The sequence below is a fragment of the Paracoccus beibuensis genome, assembly GCF_026162625.1.
Lineage (GTDB): Bacteria > Pseudomonadota > Alphaproteobacteria > Rhodobacterales > Rhodobacteraceae > Paracoccus > Paracoccus beibuensis.
This window is the reverse complement of record NZ_JAOTBD010000018.1, coordinates 29646-51102: the sequence shown is the minus strand read 5'-3', so window position 1 is coordinate 51102 and position 21457 is coordinate 29646. Positions and strand designations below refer to the sequence as shown.

At 63.0% G+C, this 21457-nt stretch carries 24 protein-coding genes; 11 read left to right on the top strand and 13 right to left on the bottom strand.

Going from position 1 to position 21457, the window contains the following annotated elements:
- Positions 1-17 precede the first annotated feature (17 nt).
- The 6 genes from OC159_RS12205 to OC159_RS12180 form a co-directional block, all read right to left on the bottom strand.
- Entirely contained in the window at positions 18-224 is a 207-nt protein-coding gene (locus OC159_RS12205; RefSeq protein WP_265501448.1) for a hypothetical protein, read from the bottom strand.
- Between the two features lie 19 nt (positions 225-243).
- Positions 244-1917 (bottom strand): IS66 family transposase, encoded by a 1674-nt coding sequence (gene tnpC / locus OC159_RS12200; RefSeq protein ID WP_265501447.1) that lies wholly within the window; start codon positions 1915-1917, stop codon positions 244-246.
- Between the two features lie 63 nt (positions 1918-1980).
- Positions 1981-2334 carry an IS66 family insertion sequence element accessory protein TnpB gene (tnpB, locus tag OC159_RS12195; RefSeq protein ID WP_221828616.1) on the bottom strand — a complete coding sequence of 118 codons (354 nt, stop codon included), beginning with the start codon at positions 2332-2334 and terminating at the stop codon, positions 1981-1983.
- Positions 2331-2780, bottom strand: coding sequence for an IS66-like element accessory protein TnpA (gene tnpA / locus OC159_RS12190; protein WP_265501446.1), 450 nt, complete (start codon positions 2778-2780; stop codon positions 2331-2333). The genes tnpB and tnpA overlap by 4 nt, the downstream gene beginning before the upstream one ends.
- Positions 2781-2959: 179 nt before the next feature.
- Positions 2960-3181 (bottom strand): DUF3072 domain-containing protein, encoded by a 222-nt coding sequence (locus OC159_RS12185; protein ID WP_265501445.1) that lies wholly within the window; start codon positions 3179-3181, stop codon positions 2960-2962.
- A 509-nt stretch (positions 3182-3690) separates the two neighbouring features.
- The gene (locus tag OC159_RS12180) at positions 3691-3915 is read right to left on the bottom strand and encodes a DUF1127 domain-containing protein (RefSeq protein WP_265501443.1); all 225 of its coding nucleotides are present in this window, start codon (positions 3913-3915) and stop codon (positions 3691-3693) included.
- 689 nt (positions 3916-4604) lie between these two features.
- On the opposite strand from OC159_RS12180, the gene recD2 reads away from it, so the two are divergent.
- Positions 4605-6791 (top strand): SF1B family DNA helicase RecD2, encoded by a 2187-nt coding sequence (gene recD2, locus OC159_RS12175; protein ID WP_265501442.1) that lies wholly within the window; start codon positions 4605-4607, stop codon positions 6789-6791.
- A gap of 122 nt (positions 6792-6913) precedes the next feature.
- Here the strand turns inward: recD2 and OC159_RS12170 are convergent, their stop codons facing one another.
- The 7 genes from OC159_RS12170 to OC159_RS12140 form a co-directional block, all read right to left on the bottom strand.
- Positions 6914-7147: a zinc finger domain-containing protein gene (locus tag OC159_RS12170; protein WP_167623756.1), complete on the bottom strand. Its 234-nt coding sequence runs from the start codon at positions 7145-7147 to the stop codon at positions 6914-6916.
- A 364-nt stretch (positions 7148-7511) separates the two neighbouring features.
- The gene (locus OC159_RS12165; protein ID WP_167623755.1) at positions 7512-8729 is read right to left on the bottom strand and encodes a DUF1173 family protein; all 1218 of its coding nucleotides are present in this window, start codon (positions 8727-8729) and stop codon (positions 7512-7514) included.
- Positions 8719-9177 carry a thermonuclease family protein gene (locus tag OC159_RS12160; RefSeq protein ID WP_240544806.1) on the bottom strand — a complete coding sequence of 153 codons (459 nt, stop codon included), beginning with the start codon at positions 9175-9177 and terminating at the stop codon, positions 8719-8721. Before OC159_RS12160 ends, OC159_RS12165 begins: the two co-directional genes overlap by 11 nt.
- A 68-nt stretch (positions 9178-9245) precedes the next feature.
- Positions 9246-9593 carry a hypothetical protein gene (locus tag OC159_RS12155; RefSeq protein ID WP_265501440.1) on the bottom strand — a complete coding sequence of 116 codons (348 nt, stop codon included), beginning with the start codon at positions 9591-9593 and terminating at the stop codon, positions 9246-9248.
- Entirely contained in the window at positions 9590-10837 is a 1248-nt protein-coding gene (gene repC / locus OC159_RS12150) for a replication initiation protein RepC (protein ID WP_167623753.1), read from the bottom strand. Before repC ends, OC159_RS12155 begins: the two co-directional genes overlap by 4 nt.
- 260 nt (positions 10838-11097) lie before the next feature.
- Complete coding sequence (locus OC159_RS12145; RefSeq protein ID WP_370528972.1) at positions 11098-11604, bottom strand: hypothetical protein; 507 nt, start codon at positions 11602-11604, stop codon at positions 11098-11100.
- Positions 11605-11708: 104 nt separating this feature from the next.
- Positions 11709-11918: a hypothetical protein gene (locus OC159_RS12140; RefSeq protein ID WP_167623752.1), complete on the bottom strand. Its 210-nt coding sequence runs from the start codon at positions 11916-11918 to the stop codon at positions 11709-11711.
- A gap of 164 nt (positions 11919-12082) precedes the next feature.
- Between OC159_RS12140 and OC159_RS12135 the strand changes: the two genes are divergently transcribed.
- The 10 genes from OC159_RS12135 (at position 12083) to OC159_RS12090 (ending at position 21456) form a co-directional block, all read left to right on the top strand.
- Positions 12083-13747: an RcgA family putative transporter gene (locus OC159_RS12135; RefSeq protein ID WP_265501438.1), complete on the top strand. Its 1665-nt coding sequence runs from the start codon at positions 12083-12085 to the stop codon at positions 13745-13747.
- 17 nt (positions 13748-13764) lie between these two features.
- The gene (locus OC159_RS12130; RefSeq protein WP_265501437.1) at positions 13765-14772 is read left to right on the top strand and encodes an alpha/beta hydrolase family protein; all 1008 of its coding nucleotides are present in this window, start codon (positions 13765-13767) and stop codon (positions 14770-14772) included.
- 496 nt (positions 14773-15268) lie between these two features.
- Positions 15269-15640, top strand: a complete 372-nt coding sequence (locus OC159_RS12125) for a hypothetical protein (protein ID WP_265501436.1) — start codon at positions 15269-15271, stop codon at positions 15638-15640.
- Between the two features lie 418 nt (positions 15641-16058).
- Positions 16059-16451, top strand: coding sequence for a lytic transglycosylase domain-containing protein (locus tag OC159_RS12120; RefSeq protein ID WP_240544805.1), 393 nt, complete (start codon positions 16059-16061; stop codon positions 16449-16451).
- A gap of 14 nt (positions 16452-16465) precedes the next feature.
- The gene (locus OC159_RS12115) at positions 16466-16771 is read left to right on the top strand and encodes a TrbC/VirB2 family protein (protein ID WP_167623748.1); all 306 of its coding nucleotides are present in this window, start codon (positions 16466-16468) and stop codon (positions 16769-16771) included.
- Positions 16771-17046 (top strand): VirB3 family type IV secretion system protein, encoded by a 276-nt coding sequence (locus tag OC159_RS12110; protein ID WP_265501435.1) that lies wholly within the window; start codon positions 16771-16773, stop codon positions 17044-17046. The genes OC159_RS12115 and OC159_RS12110 overlap by 1 nt, the downstream gene beginning before the upstream one ends.
- Positions 17039-19390, top strand: coding sequence for a VirB4 family type IV secretion/conjugal transfer ATPase (locus OC159_RS12105; protein ID WP_265501434.1), 2352 nt, complete (start codon positions 17039-17041; stop codon positions 19388-19390). The genes OC159_RS12110 and OC159_RS12105 overlap by 8 nt, the downstream gene beginning before the upstream one ends.
- Positions 19383-19505 carry a lipoprotein gene (locus OC159_RS12100; protein ID WP_255432416.1) on the top strand — a complete coding sequence of 41 codons (123 nt, stop codon included), beginning with the start codon at positions 19383-19385 and terminating at the stop codon, positions 19503-19505. The genes OC159_RS12105 and OC159_RS12100 overlap by 8 nt, the downstream gene beginning before the upstream one ends.
- 11 nt (positions 19506-19516) lie before the next feature.
- Entirely contained in the window at positions 19517-20668 is a 1152-nt protein-coding gene (locus tag OC159_RS12095; RefSeq protein WP_265501432.1) for a lytic transglycosylase domain-containing protein, read from the top strand.
- The gene (locus OC159_RS12090; RefSeq protein WP_265501431.1) at positions 20665-21456 is read left to right on the top strand and encodes a type IV secretion system protein; all 792 of its coding nucleotides are present in this window, start codon (positions 20665-20667) and stop codon (positions 21454-21456) included. The genes OC159_RS12095 and OC159_RS12090 overlap by 4 nt, the downstream gene beginning before the upstream one ends.
- The last annotated feature ends 1 nt before the right edge of the window (position 21457 follow it).

Below are 21457 nucleotides of genomic sequence, written 5' to 3'. Positions count from 1 at the left end.
GCCGTGGCCTACCGCGCTCACATCATCATGCGTGCTTCGCCCAGCGTCAGATAGGCAAAAGGGCACTGCACCAGATCATCCGAATCCGCACCAGAACCGTGTTGCATGATACGTTCGGAAATGGGGTGCCGAGCCCAGGAGCATCGTAAGCGGCGTTTGCGCCCCATTGATTTTCTGATTGCTGCGCTGCGGTCTGCTGCCTGGATGTCGTGCTGTGAGCTCACCAGGGAGTCCCCGACGAGGTCATTGTGAGGCGATGGTCTGCTTTGCATAGGCCCAGGGCATCAAAACGTCGATGTCCTTGGCCAAGTGGCCGTGGGCGAGACGGGTGAACAGATCGCGCAGATAGGCATAGGGTTCGACGCCGTTCATCTTGCAGGTGCCGATCAGGCTGGCGTAGTTGGCCCAACTCCTGCCACCCTCATCGTGACCCGCAAAAAGCGCATTTCGGCGATTCATGGCCGGGCTGCGGATGGCATTTTCAACCAGGTTGGAGTCGATGTCGACGCATCCATCGTCAAGAAACAGCCGGAAGCCGTCCTGACGCTTCAGCATGTAGCTCATCGCCACGCCGAGGTCAGACTTGCGCGAGACCCGTGCGGCCTGCGCCTCCAACCAGGCGAAGAACTCGTCCACCAAGGGGCAGGACAGGTCCTGGCGGACAGCCCGGCGCCCATCGGGATTGGCGCCGCGGATGCTGTCCTCGACCTTGTAGACCGCCGCAATGCGGAGCAGCGCTTCATCGACGATGGGCGAGCCCTTCTTGGGCTTGGCCTTGATCAGCTTGCGCCGCCCATGCGCCCAGCAGAAGGCCAAGCGGAGTGGATCACCGCCCGTGCGTTTCGGCGTGGCCAAGTGGGTATAGCCGCCATAGGCATCGACCTGGATCGTGCCGTTGAAGCCTTCCAGGATCTCGGCGGCATACTCGCCATTCCGCCCCGGCCGATAATGGAACACCACCCCCGGCGGCGCCGGGCCGTTCCAGCCACGATCATCGCGCAGCACCGCCCAGAGATAGCCGGTTTTCGTCCTGCCGCGCCCGGGATCGAGCACCGGGGCGGTGGTCTCGTCGACATAAAGCCGGGTGCTGTCCGCGATCAGGCGCTTGGCCATATGCTCGACCACAGGGGCGATCAGCGCGCCGGTCCGACCCATCCAGTCAGCCAGCACCGAGCGGTCGATCGGCACGCCGTGACGGGCCATCACCACGGCCTGCCGGTTCAGCGGCATGTGCTCGGAATATTTGGCGACGGCAATCTGCGCCAGAAGCGCCTCGGTGGGCCAACTGCCCTCCAGCAGATGCGCGGGCGCCTTGGCCTGGACGACGCCTGTGCGCCCCTTGGGACAGGCGTATCGGGGGCGCACCGTGACGATCACCTGATAGCGCGCCGGGATGTAATCCAGCCGCTCGGACCGGTCCTCGCCGATCCGGACCATGTCGCCGCAGCCGCAGGGACAGGCGATGCTGTCGGGCTCGATCACGCGCAGGTCGCGCGGCAGGCCCTCGGGCAGGGCCCGCCCCTTGCGGGGCGCCCGGGGCGTTCTCTTCTCGGGGTCCGGTTCGCTGGCCGCGATCCTGTCCTCGACAGCGGCGATCCGGGCCTGCGTCTCGGCGACGGCCGTTTCCAGATCTTCCAGCGCCAGTTCCAGTTGGGCCGGGTCCAGCTTTTCCGACTTCGGCCCGAACTTCGTGCGCCGGTAGTCCTGAACCTGGCCTTCCAGCCGCTCGATCAGCGCCTTCAACTCGGTAATGAAGGCCTCTTTCTCAGCCACCACCGCTTGCTCATGCTGACGCGCCGCACGCTCAACCACGACCTCGAACTGCGCTGCCTCCAACGCCGCCTGCTGGGCGGCAAAGGCCTGCACCACCTCGGGCGGCAAGTTCGGGAACCGGCTGAGATCGAAGGATTGCGACATGCGCCTTCTTACCCGATCCGGTGCAGAAAGCCCATAAAAACAATGCCAAAGCCGCCTGCTGAGTCATCCTGCCGCAGTCGGTGGAAGCACTTTCGGCGTGCTGATCCTGAGCCACTCGGCTCCTTCGAACAGGGCCTCATATTGCGCTCGTGACAGCTGCATCACCCCGTCCTGAACCCGGGGCCAGCAGAATTTTGAAACTTCCAGAACCTTGTAGATCAGCACGAGGCCTGTGCCATCCCATACCAGGATCTTCAGCCTGTCTCCTCGCTTCGAGCGGAACACCACCGTCACACCCGAATACGGATCCAGCTTCAATTCGGTCTGCACCATCAGCGCCAAAGCATTATGCCCGCAGCGGAAGTCCACCGGCTTCGTCGCGATCAGGATCGGCAGCCGTTGGCCCGCGACGATCATGCTGCACCGCACAAGGCACGGATCAGGGCCGCGGCCCGCTCGACGGGAACTTCGCTCGGCACACGCAGCACCACATCGCCACCGATCTCGACGCTCATGACACCCGCCACGATCGCGGCTCTCTCCGGCAGCTTCGCCGATCTCGTCGGTTCGGCCGCAATGGCCAGAGGAACAAAGACCGGCTCGCCAGAAACCTCGGACGGCAGCGACAGCCCCTCCAGCAGATCAGCCGGAAGCGCAAGAAGCCCCTGGCGAGCTCGGCGCCGCCAATCCGAAAGCTGGTGCGGGACAAGACCATGGCGTGCCGCGACATCCACCACCCGTGCTCCAGGAGCGAGGCTTTCTGCCACGATCCGAGCCTTCACCTCGTCTGGCCACCGCCGGTTCCCGCGCCGAGGCTCAACAACCTCGCACTGACCGACAAAACCTTCTCCACCATCTGCCATATCGCCTCTCCGTCTGCTTCGACGGACAGGTGGCAGAGACCACCCAAGCCAGGAATGCGCAAAATCAATGGGTCAGAGACGGCGCATACGGAGCATCGGCACCCCATTGCCTAACGAAACCATAGTTGCCCGAACTCATGGCCTTTGGGATGTCGCTTCCCCTTCCCGACAGCAAAGCCCTACTGATCCAACCCAAGCTTGGCTTTCAGCGCATCGATGCGCTTTGAGGCCTCTGCCTTGCTGATGGTGTCGTCAAAGGCGTCGGGATCGTTGGCCTGTTCGCTCAGCGTCTTGAGATAGGACGCCTGTGCGCCGGTCATTGGGTCTTCGCCGCTGACCCAGGTGTCCGGATCTTTCTCGGCATTGTCGGTCGGGTGGGATTTCGGGTTGTCATCGGCCATGGGGCACTGCCTTTCTCAGGATGCTGCAAGGAAACACGCGTCCCATGTTCCGGTTCCGTTCGCATCCATCCAGAAGCCCGAAGGACAGGAGCAGCAAGGCAAGGCTGATGAAGTGTCTCCGGTAAAGCTGACCTCAAGGTCAGACAGAGAAGGACCAATCAGGTGATGAGGATAAGACCCACCCTCTCAGTGGACGACGAGTATCCCGGTCGGTTCGGAGGCGTTGCTCCAGCATCGGTATCCATCATGGAAAAGCGGCAGCACCCAGGGAGGAGGGGGTGCTGCCGCGGAACGCTGGCCCAGGGAGGAGGGAGGGGCCGCGTATGGGTGCGGCAAGACCAGGGAGGAGGAGAGGCCGTTGCCGCCAACGATCGGACCATGGGGAGGAGGAAAGGTCCGTCGCATCGGGTGCCGCAAATGGAGCGGCTATGTAGGGGCGGCATCCTCTGGCAGAAGAATGCCGCCAGTCCCGGCCCTAGGGAGGAGAACAGGCCGGAAAGGTCTATATCTTACTTCGTGCCCCAGGCGGCTTCGTGAGCCAGGCGGGTGATCATCGCGCGGCTGATGCCCAGGTCCGCCAAGTCGCGGTTGGTCAGGGCGTTCAGTTCACGCACGGTCTGGCGATAGATCACGCGGCGGGCGCGGTTTTCCTGCATGTGCTGGATCGCGGCCATCAGACGGCCAGCGATGCCAGAGGTGGCAGCGGCGTTGTGGGTCTGGGCAATCGTAGCCATGGCGGGTTTCCTTTTCAGCGTCTTTGTTCTTGCATCTGCGCCCTGCCCGGATTGGCCTTGCGCTATTTCGATGCACCAAAGATGGCGCTAACGCTGCATTCGCACAACCGATCCTTTGGGGATGCTGCCATGCAGCATCTGCAAGGGAAGGACTGAAGCTGCGGGCCTCTCTCTCGCGGCGGAAGGCGTGAGGCTTGTCGGATACATCCGTTGAGAGTCATTTTGTGCTTCAAGAGCAGGCGCTGCTTGCCCATTCTCTTTGCTGGATGCCGATGATCACAACACGCCCCGCGGCGATCAGCTTTGAAGGGAGGACTTGACGTCTTTCAAGAGAAACACGCCTGACGAAACTGTCAGGTGGGCAGCTGCCTTAAGGGAAACACCTGAGGTCTTCATCGGGAAGGGCTCCCGGAAGGCTGACCCTGGTTGTGCCCTCCCCTTTGACGACGGGAGGATGTGAAGGGTGGGGTGCGGATCGCGGATGTCTGATCCGTTCGCCCGCAACAGTTCGGAACTTGGTTCAGGACCTGGCTGGCATATATCTGCTGGCACAACATGGTCGAAGATGCGGAAAGATGTCGAATGCGCTGCTCCGGCAAGGCCCGCGATGAAGACCAGACGCAGTGCAACGTCGGGTCAGGCCACGGCGCCGCGCTCTTGTTTGGTGAGGATTGTGGATGGCGCAGGTGATGACCCCGGATACCCACAATCCGACAGAGGTTCTGGCCGGTCCGGTCGAGCGGGTGACCTTCCACAGTCCCGAGAGCGGCTTTTGCGTGCTCAGGGTCAAGGCGCGCGGGCACCGGGACCTGGTCACCGTGGTGGGCCATGCCGCGATGATCTCGGCGGGCGAATGGATCACCGCCTCGGGTGTCTGGCTCAACGACCGCACCCATGGCCTGCAGTTCAAGGCGCAGTGTCTCAAGGCCTCGGCGCCCTCGTCCGTCGAGGGCATCGAGAAATACCTCGGCTCCGGCATGATCCGGGGCATCGGGCCGGGTTATGCCCGGCGGCTGGTGAAGGCCTTCGGCACCGATGTCTTCGATGTCATCGAGGCCGAGCCCGAGCGCCTGCGCGACGTGGGCGGCATCGGTCCTGTCCGGGCCGCGAGGATCGCCGCCGGCTGGGCGGACCAGAAGGTCATCCGCGAGATCATGGTCTTTCTCCATGGGCACGGGGTGGGCACGGCACGCGCGGTGCGGATCTTCAAGACCTACGGCACGGACGCCGTGCAGGTGATGAGCGAGAACCCCTATCGTCTGGCCCGCGACATCCGCGGCATCGGCTTTCGCACTGCAGACATCATCGCCGAAAAGCTCGGGATCGAGAGGACGGCCGCCATCCGCATCCGGGCAGGCGTGTCCTTTGCCCTGAGCGAGGCCATGGGCGACGGCCATTGCGGACTGCCGCGGGCCGAACTGACAGCCCTTGCCGAAAAGCTTCTCGAGGTGCCCCCGGCCCTCATCGAGAGCGCCATCGGCGATGAGCTTGCGGAAGGTTCTGTGACCGCGGACCGGGTGGGCGAGGCAGACTGCATCTTCCTGACCGGGCTTTATGGGGCCGAGCGCGCCATTGCCGGCCACCTCGGGCGCCTCGGCACCGGCCCCCTGCCCTGGTCCGCCATTGATGCCGATCGTGCCCTGCCCTGGGTCGAGGAGAAGACCGGCCTCAGCCTGGCCCCGAGCCAGGCCGAGGCGATCCGCCTGGCGCTCCGCTCCAAGGTCACCGTGATCACCGGCGGACCCGGTGTGGGCAAGACCACCATCGTCAACGCCATCCTGCGCATCCTCGCGGCCAAGGGTGTGAAGCTCCTGCTCGCAGCGCCCACCGGCCGCGCCGCCAAGCGGATGACCGAGACCACCGGGCTGGAGGCCCGGACCATCCACCGCCTGCTGGAGTTCGATCCCAAGGCCTTCGCCTTCAAGCGCAACGAGGACAGCCCACTCGACTGCGATCTGCTGGTGGTGGACGAAAGCTCCATGGTCGACGTGCCGCTCATGCAGTCGCTCATGAAGGCCGTGCCCACAACCGCAGCACTCCTGATGGTAGGCGACATCGACCAGTTGCCCTCGGTCGGCCCCGGCCAGGTGCTGGCCGACATCATCGGCTCGGGAGCCGTGCCGGTGGTGCGCCTGACCGAGGTCTTCCGCCAAGCCGCACAAAGCAGGATCATCACCACCGCGCATGCCATCAATGCCGGCCGGATGCCGGACCTCGCGCGCCCTGACACGGCTTCGGACTTCTACTTCGTGCCGACCGGCGATCCCGAAGAAGCCGTGGCCCGCATCGTGGAGCTGGTCAGCCGGCGCATCCCACGGCGGTTCGGCTTCGATCCGATCAAGGACATCCAGGTCCTGTGTCCCATGAACCGGGGCGGTGTCGGCGCCCGCTCGCTCAACATCGAGCTGCAGAAGGCGCTGAACCCTGTCGGCGACAAGAAGATCGAGCGGTTCGGCTGGACCTTCGCGCCGGGCGACAAGGTCATGCAGGTCGAGAACGACTATGACAAGGACGTCTATAACGGCGATATCGGCACCATCGCCGATGTCGATGCGGATGAAGGCGAGGTCGCGGTCGACTTCGACGGCCGCACCGTCACCTTTGCCTTTGGCGAACTCGACACACTGGTGCCGGCCTATGCCGCCACCATCCACAAGAGCCAGGGATCAGAGTACCCCGCCGTGGTCATCCCGGTGATGACCCAGCATTACACCATGCTGCAGCGCAACCTCCTTTATACCGGTGTGACCCGGGGCCGAAAGCTGGTGGTGCTCGTGGGCCAGATGCGCGCCGTGGCGATCGCGGTCAAGAATGCTTCGGGACGCCGCCGCTGGTCAAAGCTCAACGAGTGGCTGACTGCGGGCCAGGCGCGCTGACGGTATCCTGGGCCTTCGGCTTCTCAACGGACCGATCCCTAGCACAAGGAGCGTATGAGGCTCTCTGCAAGCCGAGCGGGCGGCGCATCCTTATCACAATGCCACCGCGTCTCTTGAAGTCCTCAATCCCGCTCGCGTCCATGCGGGTCGATCAGCCAACCGGTCGCGGCAGGAACGATGGCGGCAAGATCGCCATACTGCTCGACGAACTCACGGTCGGCCTCCGCCTGGCGCGCCCTGTGCAGATCGCGCGACAGCTGGCCGTTGGCGCCGCAGCACCATTCATCGGGTGCCTTGCCGCAGGTGGGACAGCCGACCGCCAGGGCCGGATGTTGATGCGCGGTGAAGTTGGGCATGGACGTGTCCTCCCTGTGTCATGGGGGTGGCGTGCAGCAAGGGTATGAGGCCTGCTGCAGAGAAACCTCTGGCAAGGCCGCAGGGCTTCGGCACAAGGCCACGCCTGGAGCCCGGTCCGGGTCCCAGTCGTCGCCCGGATTACCGTCCGAGGAAGCGCTGCGGCCTGTTTCTAGCATCATGGCAAAGAGTCTCTGCCCAACATCCCGGCAGGTCCAATGACAAATCGGAATCAATCCGCCAGCAGGGATTCGTCTCGCTGATGGATCACGCACACCACTTGGCCTGCGGGCCATGCGACACGCGACAGAACCACCGTACCACCAAGCAGGCGGAGTGTGATCGATGTTTGCCCGAGGGCGTGGATCAGGTCCGTGCGCCATGGTCCACGCGCCGCGGGAGCTCCGGCATGTCGAAAACCCCCGCTGGCCAGTGCCAGGCCGGATAAAGACCCTCTGCCGCGATCCGGCGCAGATCCTCCTCGCGATCCGCCGACATGTCCGGTGCCGGCACATAGAGCGCGATCGGTCCGTCGCCATCGAGCAGAACGGCGGTGGCAATGGGCGCATCCGCCGGCAGGTTGTAGGGCAGGCAGCGGACGAAATCCCGCTCGGCCAAGGCTTGGAGCAACGCATGATCGCGCTCGCCCGCAAAGGGGATCCACCGTGCATCGACCGCCATCATGGCAATCTCCCGGATCTCGGCATAACTGCCTTTCACGGCAAAGGTCGCGATGGCCATCAGGTGACTGTTCGGCGTGGCCTCGACGAGCCGCACCTTTCGGGCAGCAGCCCTGTCGAACCGCTTGGCCGTGTCGCTGTCGACGAAAACGGAAAAGTCTGGCAGATGCTTGAAGCGGAGCTTGCGGCCGTATTGCGCGGGCTCCTGAGCCTTGAGCTCGGCCACCAGCAGGCCGAGCCCCGTGGGCTTGCCCGCCACAGGCCGCAGCCTGTGGAGAAAGCGCCGCCGTTCGCCTGCCAGGCGCTCCTTGTCCTCGAGGACGTAGGGAGGCGGAACAAAGAGAATGTCCGACAGCGGCCCAGACCGGGTCCGGGCTCGGGCCGCCGCAAGGCAGAGCTCGCGGTGCACGATCCACCAGCTGCGCCGCCCGTAAGCCTTGCGCCATGTCGTCAGTCCCGCAGCGTCCCAAAGATAGTGCAAAAGGGCAAGGAGCCGCAGCCTGCGCGGGCTGGCGGTCACCGATACGGTGTCCGCTTCATCCTCACCCGTGGGCGCGGACGGCCTGCTGCCGCGCAGGGACAGCGAAAAGCCGAGCCTGAGCATCGTGTCGCCTGCCTCGTCCGTGACGATGGCCTGTCCGGAGAGTGGCCCCAGCCCGGAGAGTTCCGGGGGTGGATCGAAGGACGGGCAGGCAAGGTCATGCGTATGTCCGGTGCCGGGCATACGCTTGAGGTGAAACACACCATTGATCAAGGCCACATACATGGGCGGTTCGGCCTCGCAGCACTGGCAGAGTGGGCGGGCATGACCGTCATGCGCCCGGGCGAGGATCCCTTGCAGCTCGGGCGCATCGTCGCAAAAGCGGACATGCCCCAGCCGGTAGCACCTGCCCTCAGCGCTCATCGTCCGCTCCCTCCCTGTGCGGCCGGTCCCCTGCCCTGCGCCAGTCCGCCGGCCGCATGAAGCTGCCGCGCCACATGCCTGCCCCCCTGGCCTCCGCCTCACGCGCGGCCGCCCTGTACCGGCCCTGCTCCTCGCCCGCGGGAACGGCCCATCCCTCGCGGACCAGCCACGCGGCCAGATTGGTGCCGCCTGTTGAGCAGCGTGCCAGATCGCGGCCGTAGCGGTCCGGACCCGCGACATGGCAGGATACCGGCTGCCGAGCGATGCGCGCCGCTAGGGCTTGTCTGGCAGCCCCGCCGCAGGTCCATGTCTCCCCGGCAGCGTCGTGGCAGGTCTGGTCCCGTTCCGGGGCATCTATGCCGAGGATGCGGATCCGCCGCCCGCCGATGACAAGCGTGTCGCCATCGATCACCCGCGCAGGGCCTGTCACACGAGTCGCAGGGGTCATGTGTTCCTGCGCGCCCAGCACGAGCATTGCCGCCATGAGGACAAGCAGGGCGAGCCAAGCCGCTTTGCTCATTTCGGCCTCCCGTCTGACGGCGGCTGCGGATCGACCCCGAGACGCGCCCGGAGGCCAAGCGCTGTCGCACGCTGCACGAAGGTCTCGCGCGCGGCGGAAACGGCGCGGCCCCGCGCGAGGCTATCCTGCCATGCCTGATCCAGGCACTGGAAATGCTGGGTCAATGCCGAGAAGTACCGCTCGAAATCAGCCGCCACCAGATCGACATAGGCCTGGATATCCGCGTCTCGCTCCGGAACCCAGGGCTCCTCGGGTGGCACGCAGACCGGAGCCTGCGCCGTTGCGGTAGGGAGGATCGAAAGCCCCGACAGCAGGGCGGCGGTGATGAAGCGATGATGCGTCACAACGCCTCCTCCCGGCGCCGACGTTCACTGAGGCCGATCAGACTGCCCATCATGTTCAGGTGACCCTGCAGCCAGGCCCGTGTCATGCCCCGCAGATAGCCGCCGGGGCTGATGATCGGCGCCACGGGATCGTCCCGGCGCGCGTCAAGGATCAACATGGCCACCGTTGCGCCGTCCTCGCCCATGGCCGTGCAGGCATCGGACCAGGCGGAGGGGTGAATGCTCAGTTCCAGCACACGCCGCTCAGCCGTCCAGATGAAGTCGTGAAACCTCAGGCGCTCGGGATCGGCCCGCCCGGAAAGGTAGAACTGCATCTCGGGTGAGGCGAGCCGGAACAAGCGCTCCGGGCCGAGCTTGATAAGCCATTCGCGTCCGGCAGCGTTCGTTCCACTCTTACGTGCGTCCGCGGCGTCTGGTCTGCCGCTCACCCGTGACAGGCGAGAAGGTTGGGCGAACGCCGGCTCAGCCATAGGCAGTCTGTCCTCGGCGCGGGCATCACAAGACAAGGAAAAATCTTCGCTTGTATCTTGTAGATGGGACCGCTCGTTTTCGAGCGGTTGGTCGACTGATTTTTGGAGCGTTTCGAGCAGATCGAGGGCGGCCCGCGTCAGGGTATCCGCTTCCCTCTCGTGGGCGGCAAGCGCGTCCAGCGTCATGGCATGCAGCCGGTCGGCACGAGGCCATGCAGCCCAGGCATCCTCCATGGCTTGGACACGGGCATCCTGGGAGGCAAGGTCGCGGAGCTGCTCCAGAGCCCGGCGGAGACAGCGCCAATGAGTACTGCGTTGACCCCGAAGATAGATGGCCTTGTGCCGTGCTGTGGTCAGCTGCGCATCGAGAGCAAGCAAATCGGAAAACCGGGCAATGATACCACTGAAGAACAGTCCGGTTCCGGCGTAGCGGGATCGGCTGCCATTTGCGGCTGTCCTTCGCTCGAGAAGCCCTGCCTGTTCGAGCCGTGCCGTATGTGCGCGCAACCGTGCCTCGGAAAGAGCAAGCAATTTTGCCAGTTCGGACGCAGCGGAATAAACGCTGGGCTCTCGGTCGGGCTCTACCCAATCTGTCGGCCGGGTCATGGCAGCCAGCCGGGTCCACGTATGGGCCGCTGCCCGGCCAACGCCGAGATGCGGGGCGACCCGCTCCACAAGGTGAATGAAAGCGTCGCGCTGCCATCCAAATGGCAGGATTGGGTAGGCTGGGAGATCGCGATAAGGATGGGCCTTTGCTGTGAACGTTCGTGCCATTTGCTCCTCAAGAACTGGGAGCACGGGAGCCGCAGCCAAAACGCATTCGTTCGCACGGATGCGTTTTCACGCTTGATTTTTGGGACGGATTCAATCACGATCGCTCCTAACAAGTAGAGCTGATACAGGTCTGCAAACCTGTGTTATCGAACCTTCCCTCGTGCGGACCCCGCGCGGGGGTTTTCTATGTCTCAGTGATCGTTTGTATGACCTCGTTGTCCCTTCTCATTGTCGTGGCATGCTCCACGGCGATACAGGCATCAGTAGCTGACCCACTCCGTGGAGTATGCACCGGTGTGATCCCGCATGCGCAGCACGACGGCCCGAAAGCTTGGACCGTACTCATTTAGCAGCGTGCTCCCGGTTCTGGCCCGAACTGCGGGGTCCAGCCATGCAGGCCAGTCCTCCTCGTCAACGCTTTGCCGCACAAGGCGACCAGACGCATCGTAGGTGCCTCGTACGGTCGTCAGAACCATGTCCCGGCCTCCACTGCCACTCGTCACGTGCTTGGCAAGGTGCCAGACCTCGATCGCGTCACGATATGCTGCGATCTCCGGCGGCAAGGTTCCCTCGCCTCCAACCGGCAGGCCGGGACTGATCCCCAGGGGACATCGCCAGAGTTGCAACGGCGGCTCGACAGGCCAGGGGGTGATGCGACGTATGACCTCGGCTTTGGCCGCCGAGCATTCGGCCGATGCCGGAAAGCCGCCAGCCATGCAGAGCAAGATGGCGCAATCGATGGGATAGGCGAGGGCAGAAGAGGGCATGAGCGCCGGGACTGCGATGATCAGCCCGCCCGTGACGATGTCGCGTATCCTGCGCCAGCCAGCCATGTCATTACACCTATCTGCCATGCAGATCGGTATTATGATTACTCCACCTGTGCCTGCGTGGCAACCGGCGATTGCGAGTACGTCCGCGGGCGGATGGCCCTCGATGGATCGAAGAAGAAGTTTTCGGGAACAGAAATCTGGGAAAACTCACCCGTGTTCCAGCGATAAAGCGCACGGGTTGTCTGACCCTCGACAACCGTTTTCGTGAGGACCGCTTCCCGTTTTGTCGTCTGATCCTGATGCATCATCTATCCCTCCACCCAGTGGGCAATCTCTCGGCCCGCAAAAGAGGGGCTTGTGTCAGGTCTCGTTCACGCTCGAACTGACAAAACCCTTTCTGCACCCCCGGTAGCTGTGCTTCCATAAGGAAAGAAGTCACGAGAGGATATGAAATCAGGCGAAACGAAACGAAATGGAACCCGCCACTCCTTTCAAAAAGAACAATAAGTTTTTTCTGCCACCCCCGAAAGACGGGAGTGACTTCAAGGAACTCTTCGCCCGAATAGCTGCCGTCGGTGCGGGTCGGCCAGCGGACAACGATGGGTTTCCCGCTGGCCCATGGACGCCCGAGCTTCTTGCAGAAGCAATCTCACAGATCGAGGGCAATCGGGATGGGGTGGATCTGAGAACGGTGCAGCTTTGGTTTCAGGAGAACGACAAGGGCATCAGCCCTAGCAACATCCGATGGCTGGCGAGAATTCTAGGATGTGATGATCCGGTCGCGACCGGCGATTGGCAGGTAGAACTCAGCACGGCGCAATCACGGCTGACAGCCAGGAGACGGAAGCAGACCGGCGGAGATGGGCTCAGTGCCTTGGAGAACACAGATACGGCTCCATCTGCGTCCTCCCGTAACGAGGCAGCCCCGCCGCCAGAGACATCAAGCGAGAACATCCCTGCTGGATCGTTTCGACGCTTCAGCCTGGCAAGTCGATCCGAGGCACTCTTCAGTCGCCGATCCTTGCTGGATTTGCCGGCAACGGTGTTTGCGGGCGCCGTGGCACTGGGCTTCCTGTCGTACGTTGTCGATATTCATAGCGTTATCTATGACCAACCGAACGAAGGGACCAAGCAGGTGGGGTTTCTGTGGGCGCCGAATTGGACAATTCTCTTCCTGGTGATCCTTCCCCTGTATCTCATGTTCGCGGGTGAATTAATCGCCTACTGGAAAGAAGAAGGGCGCGTGAAGTTTACACGGGGACGAAAAGACCAGTGTACCCGTGACTGGATGCGCCGCGTTGAAGATTATTCATATCCATACTGGGCAAGTCTTCTTGTTTGTTTGCTCATTGCCTCTGTAGCGCAATGGATCAACGAGTGCTTGGTCCCGCTGCTGACGAGCGATCCGGGCAACTTTGGTGTGGACTGGGGCCGTATAGCAATTCTTCGTCCAGACATTATATCGGTTCCAGAGGCAATCGTCTTCACTGGCGCTGCATACCTCTATATGGGTATATGCTTCTTTATTTTCTTCGCAGGCCTGATTTTACTCTTCACGCTGGCTCATGATTTATCAAAGATCGGACAGACGTCAGAACTCTGGTCAACTGCCGACAATCAGAAAGAACTTCTTGAGGCCTGCACCAGAGTGATGCTTGGCATATACCGATGCACCATTTTAGGGCTTCTCATTGCAATCTGCATGAAGCTTCAAAACATGTTCATGTTGTCGCGGGCAGAGACCATCGTCACGTGGTTTGTTGACGACCTGATGTCGGCCGTGATCGGACAACAAGCAAGCACTGATCGCCTCTCCTACAGTAGACCCACACTTTATAGCAGCCTTCTCGTCGCATTGACGACGTGTGCAGTCTTCCTGCATGGAGCCGCTCGAGTTCGCTCGATTTTTGCCAAGGCAAAAGCGCTCAATAATGCTGACGCTTCACATGAAAAGCGGCAAGGTGATACCTTCGGCCAGCCTGGTGTGCGTTTGGGAATGATGTTTGGGGTTGTGGGGCTGCTTGTAGCTACCTACCTGCTCATCGATGTCTTCACCGGCTTTTCCATCTTGCTAAGCCTCGGCGGGCTTCTCGCGATATACAGTTTGATCAATCCAGCTTTTCGGCTGGGAAGATGAGCGAGAGGACGATCCCCATGTACCACAGCTGGCTTGATCGTTGGGATGAACGCCGAGCGCAGCGCGGAGAGGAAGGAAAGAAGGCAACGGACTTTGTCCTTGCTTCCGAATTGGCCTTCCCAAGGGCCGGCAGCGTCGCCAGTGTTGCAGACTTTTGTGACCTTGCCGATCAAGCCGTTGCAGACCCTTCGTACTTCGATGAACCGATTGGACCTGATATATCCATCGAAGCTCGAAATGGATGGATCAGTTTCCCCTCAGATATCGCCACGGAGACTAACGAGAACAATACGGCGTTCGCTAAGATTACAACCGGCAGGTCTTTGGATCAGGCGTTGGTCGTGTTCCATCATTGGAATGCACGATCCCGGAATGATCTGCTAGCAAAGTTTTTTTCTCGGCAAGGTGTAACGGTTGTTGAGATCGCCCTGCCCTATCACCTCGAACGCAAGCGTCCGGCCTCCTTTCATGCCGACTATATGCTTAGTGCCAATCTCGGCAGAACGATCCGGTCCGTAAAGCAAGCAGTACTGGATGGCAGGAAGCTCATACGATGGCTCAGGGCCGAGGGTTACAAGGGGATATCCGTACTCGGAATAAGTTTAGGCTCTTGGGTAGCAGGACTGATCGCAGCGCACGATATCACCGTCAAGAAAGCTGCGTTGTTTTTGACGGCAGGAAGTCTTGCCGATATGGTTTGGACCGGTCGTGCAACACAATCGATCCGGGAGAGCTTGGAGTCCAAGATCAATTTACGTGATCTAAACAGGGCTTGGGGTCCATTGAACCTGGAGAACTACACCGACAAGCTAGCTCGGCCAGATTTGGACATTTTGATTGTTCTGGCCTTGAGAGACAAGGTTGTGTTACCTGAACTGTCGAAGCGGTTTGTCGACCGGCTGAAAGACGCCGGAGCCACGCTGGATATCCTGGAAGCAAACTGCGGCCATTATTCTTTATCAATCCCCCCTTATGTTATTTTATCCGGATTGAAATTAAGGGCATTACTCCGTCGTTACCCCTGAAGGATTTGGACTTTCGTTTTCTTGCATAGGTCCTCTCCGTCATCGCGAGCGCGGTGAGAGGGTGGCAATGATCACCAGCGCTAAGATGCGCAACGACGCCTGGTTGTTCGTCGATATGTCTGCTGGGGCAGGCTTGGCAGCAGACACCTTCGTCGGGACCGTCATGGTTCGTGGTGGCTAAACTGGCTGGAAGCCGCTGCTGGCAGCATGCGCGGGTAGAGTCACCGGCGGACGCGAAATGGGCAGTCTCAGGTTGCCTCGAACAGTTTCGTTCTGGCGAAATCTCCCCGGCATCAAGCTGCTCAAATATCAGCTAAAGTTGAGCGGAAGACGATCACATCGATCGAGTTGCCATAGCTTGAAGAGTCTTGGCCAACACGGATAACAAAGACTCGGCAGCCGGGGTGGAAATCAATGTTTTACCTACTTGCCTTGTGAATACGTATTTTGATAGTCTGGCGTAGACGCGTCAGACTGCCTTTGGGGAGCGCGTCGCATGACCAACCAAGTCCAGGTTAGCAACGAGGTGCTCACCCTTGACATGTGCAGAGAAAAACTGCGGGACGGTTGGGAGCTTCACGTTGTTTGTGCCGAAGATCCTGTACCGGCACAAAACACGGTTCGAGGTTCTTGGTACTTGGTGGCCTTCGAGCCGGAAACAGGTCGTTTCGGTGTGGTCGTCACTCAGAGGGACCTGTACCGCGAACGGCGGCGGGCTGAGCAATCTGGTCGTAAGCTTGATCCGTCAGATTACGCGTACAAAGAAATCAAGACCACCACCGGATTGTTCAACGCCCAGATGGATTTGGGCATCACCGCCACAGTCATTCCTGGAGCCAAAGGCATCACCATGGTCGCGCGGCTCTAGCTCAGGCAATCAAGGCGCCTCAAGGGCGTCCGCGTTTCAGAATAGATATCGTCCAGACCGCGGGAATTTTGCTTCTGTTCTCGTCACGGATCCTGCGACCTCCGTCAAACGCGGGCAACACAGGTCTCTCAGGACAGCAATCTTCATCAGTCTGATTGGACTTGTCTCGCCCGCCGCAGCCGACGTCATCCGCTTTGATGCAAGCGGAAGGCAGATCGATATCCCGGGTTCCAGTTCTGTACAGCGCTTCGATGCTGATGGCCGTCGCATCAACCTGCAAATGCGAGAAGGGGCGGCCCTCGAAAAGGGAGCGGCCAACTCCGGCAGTACCATGATGCTCTTGGCTCCGCAGGATGCATCGCGATCTGCCCTGCCTGCCTCTGCCAGTCGCTCATCCGGCATTGCTGCCACACGAGCCGTGGCGCTCCGCTACCAGCACCACCCTGCCCTGACGCAGAATGATATTCCGCCCCGGGAGTGGGCCGCTCTGTTTCAGGCCCTGGTCTGGCAGGAGTCGCGCTTCAACCCGCGCGCCCGGAGTTCCAAGGGTGCCATAGGCTACGCCCAACTGATGCCGGGTACGGCCGCCAAGCTCGGCGTGAACCCGCACGACCCGATGCAGAACCTCGACGGCGGCGCCCGCTACCTGCTCCTGCAGTTGCAGGTGTTCCGCTCTCCGCTCCTGGCGCTTGCCGCCTACAATGCCGGGCCTGGCGCCGTCCAAAGATACAGGGGTGTTCCGCCCTACCGGGAAACCCGCGACTACGTGATCCGCGTGCTGGCGGAACGAGACCGCCTCCTCCGAAACTAGGAAAGGCCACCCTCATGGCTTCGATCCGTTTCCTGATGTTCTTCCTCCTCGCCGCGCTCCTGGTGACCGCTCTGGCTGGCGAAGCCCTGGCGCAATCCGGCGTGGACTTCTCGAAAGCCGACACGGTCGGCAACGACTTCGTCACCTGGATCCGCGGCAACATCGCCACCGTGTTCTTTACGGTGGCCATTGTTCTGGCCGGCTTCGCGGCCGCCTTCAACAAGATCAGCTGGATGTGGGTGCTGATGATTGCCGTCGGCGCCCTCCTGGTCTTCGGCGCGCCGGGCTTTGTCGCGGACCTGAAGGCGGTCTTCAGCTGATGGAGCGCCATGCCGTCATTCTCGGGTTGTCGCGCCAGGCCAAGCTCCTGGGGCTACCGATGCCCTACACGATGGCGGTTGGCGCGCTTGTGATGCTGCCCTTCATCTGGGTCAAGGCCGCCTCCTGGCTGCTGACCGCACCTCTCTGGTACGGCCTTGCCCGCCTGATCACCGCGATCAACCCGAACGGCCACAAGGCCGTGGTGGTGGTGATGAGGAAGACCCCGCCGCCCCTCTCCCGCAGGAAACGAAGGGCAGGCCGCCATTATGTTTAGCGCCCGATCTCTTCCTGTCAGCGAACGCGCGCGGCGCCATGTGCCGAGATCGCCGCAGGTCTATGCGGAGATGCCCTATGCGCTGGAGATCGACGATCACACGGTGCGCACCCGCGAGAACGCGCTGATGATGAGCCTGGAGATCGGCGGCATCGACGGGATCACCGCCTCCGACCGAGACATCCTCGATCTGGCCCGCAGCTTCGCGGCCATCCTCGACGGGCTTGATGACCGGTTCAGCTTCTACATCCACCGGCTGATGCGGCCCGCCGCGCTCAGCCTGAAGCCCCTTTATGGCGAGGGCTTCGCGCAGGACGTGGAGACAGCATGGCGCGGCCATTTGTCCGGCCGTGCCCTGCGCGAGTTCATGCTGGTGCTGACGGTGGTGCGCAACAAACGGGTGCCGCTCAGGGTGCCGCTTTTTGCGAAGGCCGCCGGGCGGCTTCTCGACCGCAACACCGCGGAACGCCTTGGAGAGCTCCGCGAGGTCGTCTCGATCCTGGAGACCAGCCTGCCGCTGAAGGGCCATCGCCTCAGGATCAGCGACGGCACGCTTCTCGGCTTCTACGCCGCCATCGGCACCGGGTTTTACCGGCCCGAGTATCGCGGGCTGCACACGCTGATCGCCGAGGATGTCTCGCTCATATCCCTCCGCTTCAGGGGACCGGTGGCCGAGTTCCGCGACGGCTTCGACGGACCGCGCCATGCGGCCGTCCTGTCGGTCTGGCGCAATGCCCAGCAGACCTGGCCCGGCATGCTCGATGCCCTTGACGCCGGCACCGACACGGTGATCTCGCACTCCTATACACCCGTTGCCATGAACAAGGTCAGCGAACTGGCCAAGCGCCGCATCCAGCAGATGGAGGCCGCGGGCGATCTGGTCGGCTCCATTGCCGCCGACCTGCACGAGACCTATGACGATGTGGAGTCGGGCCGCTGCGGCTTCGGCGAGCACCAGCTGACGATCACGGTCTTCGCCGATAGCCCTGCCGCGCTGGAGGCCAGAGTGTCCCAGGTCCGCGGCGTGGCCGAACAGGCCAGGATCAAGCTGGTGCGCTGCAACGACACAATGGCCGCCACCTACTTTGCGGCCCATCCCGGCAACCGGGACTACGAGATCTGGAACCCGCTCACCAAGTCGATCAACTTCGCCGACATGGCGTCCTTCCACATGGCAAGCGCGGGCACCCGGGCAGAGGCCGTGCCCTGGCACACGCCGCTCACGGTGTTTCAGACGGTAACGGGTGCCGCGCATCGCTTCAGCTTCCATGCGCCTGGCGATCCCAAGGCGGAGCCCACCATCGGACACACGCTGTGTCTTGGCCCCTCGGGCAGCGGCAAGTCCTCGCTGATGGCGTTTCTGGTCGCGCAGGCACAGCGAACGGGTGCCCGGATGATCCTCTTTGACAAGGACCAGGCACTGCGCATGGCGATCACGGCGCTTGGGGGCCGGTATGCGGCCATTCGCGCGGGTCAGCCCACCGGGCTCAATCCGCTTCTGACGGAGCTCGGCCCCCGCGGCGAGGCCTGGCTTCTGGGCTGGCTGGCCCGGCTAGTCGAGTGCGACGGCCCCCGGCTTACGCCGCAGCAGGCCGAGGCGCTCAAAGGGGCCGTTCGCCAGAACGGCCAGGCGCCGGAGGCGCTCAGGACCTTCGCTCATTTCGGGGACCTGATCGGCGATGTGGGGGATAACCGCGACCTGGCCATGAAACTTGCCGAATGGGCACCCGAAGGGCGCTATGCGTGGGTCTTCGGGGACGCCGATCAGCCGGTGATCGATCTCACCGCGCCCGTGACGGGGATCGACCTGACCGAAATCCTGTCCATGGCCACGGAACGCACGGCGGTGCTGTCCTACATCTTCCGACGCCTTGAGCTTCTCTTCGAGGAGAAGCGCCCGACCCTTCTCGTGATCGACGAGGCCTCCACGGTCTTTGACGACACGTTCTTTGCCTGCTGGCTGCCGAAGTGGCTGGTCACCGTGCGCAAGCTCAATGTCGTGGTCGTCCTGCTCACGCAGTTCCCATCCCAGATCCGCGACAGCCACTCCGGCGCGATCATCCAGGCCCTGCCGAACCAGATGATCTTCCCCAACCGGGCTGCCGATGTCGCGGACTACGAGGGCTTCGGCTTCACCGACAACGAGTTGCACTTCATCCTGACGGGACGCACGGCCGAGCGCCAGGCGCTGTGGCGCCACGGTGACGGCTCCACGATCCTGGACGTCGATCTCTCGCCGCTCGGCTCCCTCCTCACGGCGCTTGGTGGGGGCGAGGCTGGCCACCGAGCCTTTGGCGCCGACTATGCCACGCGGCCGCATTTCTGGAGGACCCACGATGCGTAAGCTCCTGATGCTCGCGGGCTTGGCCGCCCTGCTCGCGGGCTGCGGCGACCCGCCGATCCGCAAGACCAACTGCTGGTCGGGCATGGCCTTCCTGGCCACAAGCGACTGCCGGTAGGAGGAGGTGCGATGCAGGCCCGCGTTTCCGCTCCCGCCTGCATCCTGATCGCCCTTGTGGTGATCCCCGCAGGCGTGGCGGGGCAAGGCGTGCCGGTGATCGATGCGAAAAAGGTAGCCCTAGAGGTGCTCGGCCTGCGCGAGGAGGCGGCCAGGACAGAGGAGCTGCAGGCCAAGAACGAAGAGCGGCTCCGACAGGTCGGCGCGCGGGGCGATCAGCTGGCGGCGGCGCAGGAGACGCTCGATCTGCTGTCCGAGACTTCCCGCTTCGTGCCGGGCCTCGAAGCCGCGGGGGTCTCGGGCGATGGTGCCTTCACGGGTGCCGCGGAACTCTACGCCGCCCCCGACAACAACCCTTATGCCGCCCGCATCATGGGCGATGCCCCCCTCACGATCGAGCAGATGATCTCCGACACCGCGCGGGCGCATGCCGGACACCCGGCGCTGGCGCGGTCGGGCATCGATGCGGTCGAGTTCCGCTGCTGGCTGCAGGCGCTCGTCAAGCAGGAGTCGAACTTCTCCATCGGCGCCCGCAGCCCTGTGGGCGCATTCGGGCTGACCCAGATCATGCCGGGCACCTTCACCGAGCTGGGCATTCCTGACGATGGCAGCCGCCAGGATCCCCGCACCCAGCTTGATGGCGGCGCGCGCTATCTCCTGAAGGGGCTCGGCAGGTTCGGGACCATGCCGCTGGCGCTTGCCGCCTACAATGCCGGACCCGGCGCCGTCTCGAGATATGGCGGCATCCCGCCCTACGCGGAGACCCGGACCTACGTCGCGAAGATCACCGGCTACTACAACCGCTATGCGGCGCGCATGGGCGGCGATCCGCAGGCCGTCGGCACGCTTGATCCGCGCGACATGGTGATTGCCGAGGCCTCCAACGTCTCGGACGCGGCCGGGGGCTATGCCGCGGTCAGCCTGAACACCATGGCGGGCTCCATGACCCGGCTGCAGGACATCCTGCGGCAGGTCGAGGCGACCCGGTCCGCGAAGGCCGCCATGGATCTCAACACCTATGCCCGCGCCGAGGTGGCGCGCATGGCGGTGATCCTGACCCGGCTGCAGGCGGTGGAGCGCAAGGTCGAGGCCGCCCGCACCGCGCTGCTCCTCGAAGCCTATGCGCGGGACGAGGATTACCTGAACATGAGGATCGACGGATGAGACGGATCTCGAAAGCACTCGCACTCGGCGCCCTGTCCGGCGTCCTGGCCCTGCCCGCCGGCGGACAAGGCGTGCCCACCATTGACGCAACAAGCCTGGCCAAGCTCGCCGAACAGCTGACCGAGGCAAAGCTGCAGCTGAAGGAGCAGATCGCCCAGAACCTCAAGCTCGACGAGCAGACGACACAGCTTCTCCAGCAGATCGTGCTGCTGCAGGACCAGATCCGCGCCTTGCGCGATGGGCTCACCCTGGCCGACCTCGGCGTCGATCCCGAGAGCTTCCTCCGAGACATCCTGCCTGGGTTCTCGGACCTGACTACCTCGGTCGAGGCCGCGCGCATGGGCGACTGGACCCGCGTGCTGGCCTCGGGCGATGTCCTGGGCAGCGGGCGCACCGTCACGGGTCATGTGGACGGCACCTTTGCAACCGCGGGCCTCACGCGGGAGCGCGTCGACACGCTGGCCAGCAGCGAGGACCACACAGCGGCCAGGATCGGGCAGTCCGCCAACGTCAATGCCTTCATGAGCGTGGCCGCGGAAAGCTCGGCACAGGCGGCGACGGACAGCCTGACGCGGCTCGATGGTCTCGTGCAGACCATCCCTGACACGGCCGGGCTGAAGGAAGCCATCGATCTCAACACGCGGGTCACCGCCGAGCTTGGCATTGCGCTTGCCAATGTCTGGTCGATGGAGGCGATCCAGACGGTCGGTCAGGGTAACATGGGCGTCATGGACGCGGCAACCGCGGCCGACGAGGAAAGGTACCTGCGCATGAAGCTGGAGGACTGAC

Bases quoted from the DNA above. Each gene is read 5' to 3' on its own strand.
- tnpC (WP_265501447.1), bottom strand. From the start codon at position 1,917: ATGTCGCAATCCTTCGATCTCAGCCGGTTCCCGAACTTGCCGCCCGAG.
- tnpB (WP_221828616.1), bottom strand. From the start codon at position 2,334: ATGATCGTCGCGGGCCAACGGCTGCCGATCCTGATCGCGACGAAGCCG.
- tnpA (WP_265501446.1), bottom strand. From the start codon at position 2,780: ATGGCAGATGGTGGAGAAGGTTTTGTCGGTCAGTGCGAGGTTGTTGAG.
- OC159_RS12185 (WP_265501445.1), bottom strand. From the start codon at position 3,181: ATGGCCGATGACAACCCGAAATCCCACCCGACCGACAATGCCGAGAAA.
- OC159_RS12180 (WP_265501443.1), bottom strand. From the start codon at position 3,915: ATGGCTACGATTGCCCAGACCCACAACGCCGCTGCCACCTCTGGCATC.
- recD2 (WP_265501442.1), top strand. From the start codon at position 4,605: ATGACCCCGGATACCCACAATCCGACAGAGGTTCTGGCCGGTCCGGTC.
- OC159_RS12170 (WP_167623756.1), bottom strand. From the start codon at position 7,147: ATGCCCAACTTCACCGCGCATCAACATCCGGCCCTGGCGGTCGGCTGT.
- OC159_RS12165 (WP_167623755.1), bottom strand. From the start codon at position 8,729: ATGAGCGCTGAGGGCAGGTGCTACCGGCTGGGGCATGTCCGCTTTTGC.
- OC159_RS12160 (WP_240544806.1), bottom strand. From the start codon at position 9,177: ATGACCCCTGCGACTCGTGTGACAGGCCCTGCGCGGGTGATCGATGGC.
- repC (WP_167623753.1), bottom strand. From the start codon at position 10,837: ATGGCACGAACGTTCACAGCAAAGGCCCATCCTTATCGCGATCTCCCA.
- OC159_RS12145 (WP_370528972.1), bottom strand. From the start codon at position 11,604: ATGCCCTCTTCTGCCCTCGCCTATCCCATCGATTGCGCCATCTTGCTC.
- OC159_RS12140 (WP_167623752.1), bottom strand. From the start codon at position 11,918: ATGATGCATCAGGATCAGACGACAAAACGGGAAGCGGTCCTCACGAAA.
- OC159_RS12135 (WP_265501438.1), top strand. From the start codon at position 12,083: ATGGAACCCGCCACTCCTTTCAAAAAGAACAATAAGTTTTTTCTGCCA.
- OC159_RS12130 (WP_265501437.1), top strand. From the start codon at position 13,765: ATGTACCACAGCTGGCTTGATCGTTGGGATGAACGCCGAGCGCAGCGC.
- OC159_RS12125 (WP_265501436.1), top strand. From the start codon at position 15,269: ATGACCAACCAAGTCCAGGTTAGCAACGAGGTGCTCACCCTTGACATG.
- OC159_RS12115 (WP_167623748.1), top strand. From the start codon at position 16,466: ATGGCTTCGATCCGTTTCCTGATGTTCTTCCTCCTCGCCGCGCTCCTG.
- OC159_RS12110 (WP_265501435.1), top strand. From the start codon at position 16,771: ATGGAGCGCCATGCCGTCATTCTCGGGTTGTCGCGCCAGGCCAAGCTC.
- OC159_RS12105 (WP_265501434.1), top strand. From the start codon at position 17,039: ATGTTTAGCGCCCGATCTCTTCCTGTCAGCGAACGCGCGCGGCGCCAT.
- OC159_RS12100 (WP_255432416.1), top strand. From the start codon at position 19,383: ATGCGTAAGCTCCTGATGCTCGCGGGCTTGGCCGCCCTGCTCGCGGGC.
- OC159_RS12095 (WP_265501432.1), top strand. From the start codon at position 19,517: ATGCAGGCCCGCGTTTCCGCTCCCGCCTGCATCCTGATCGCCCTTGTG.
- OC159_RS12090 (WP_265501431.1), top strand. From the start codon at position 20,665: ATGAGACGGATCTCGAAAGCACTCGCACTCGGCGCCCTGTCCGGCGTC.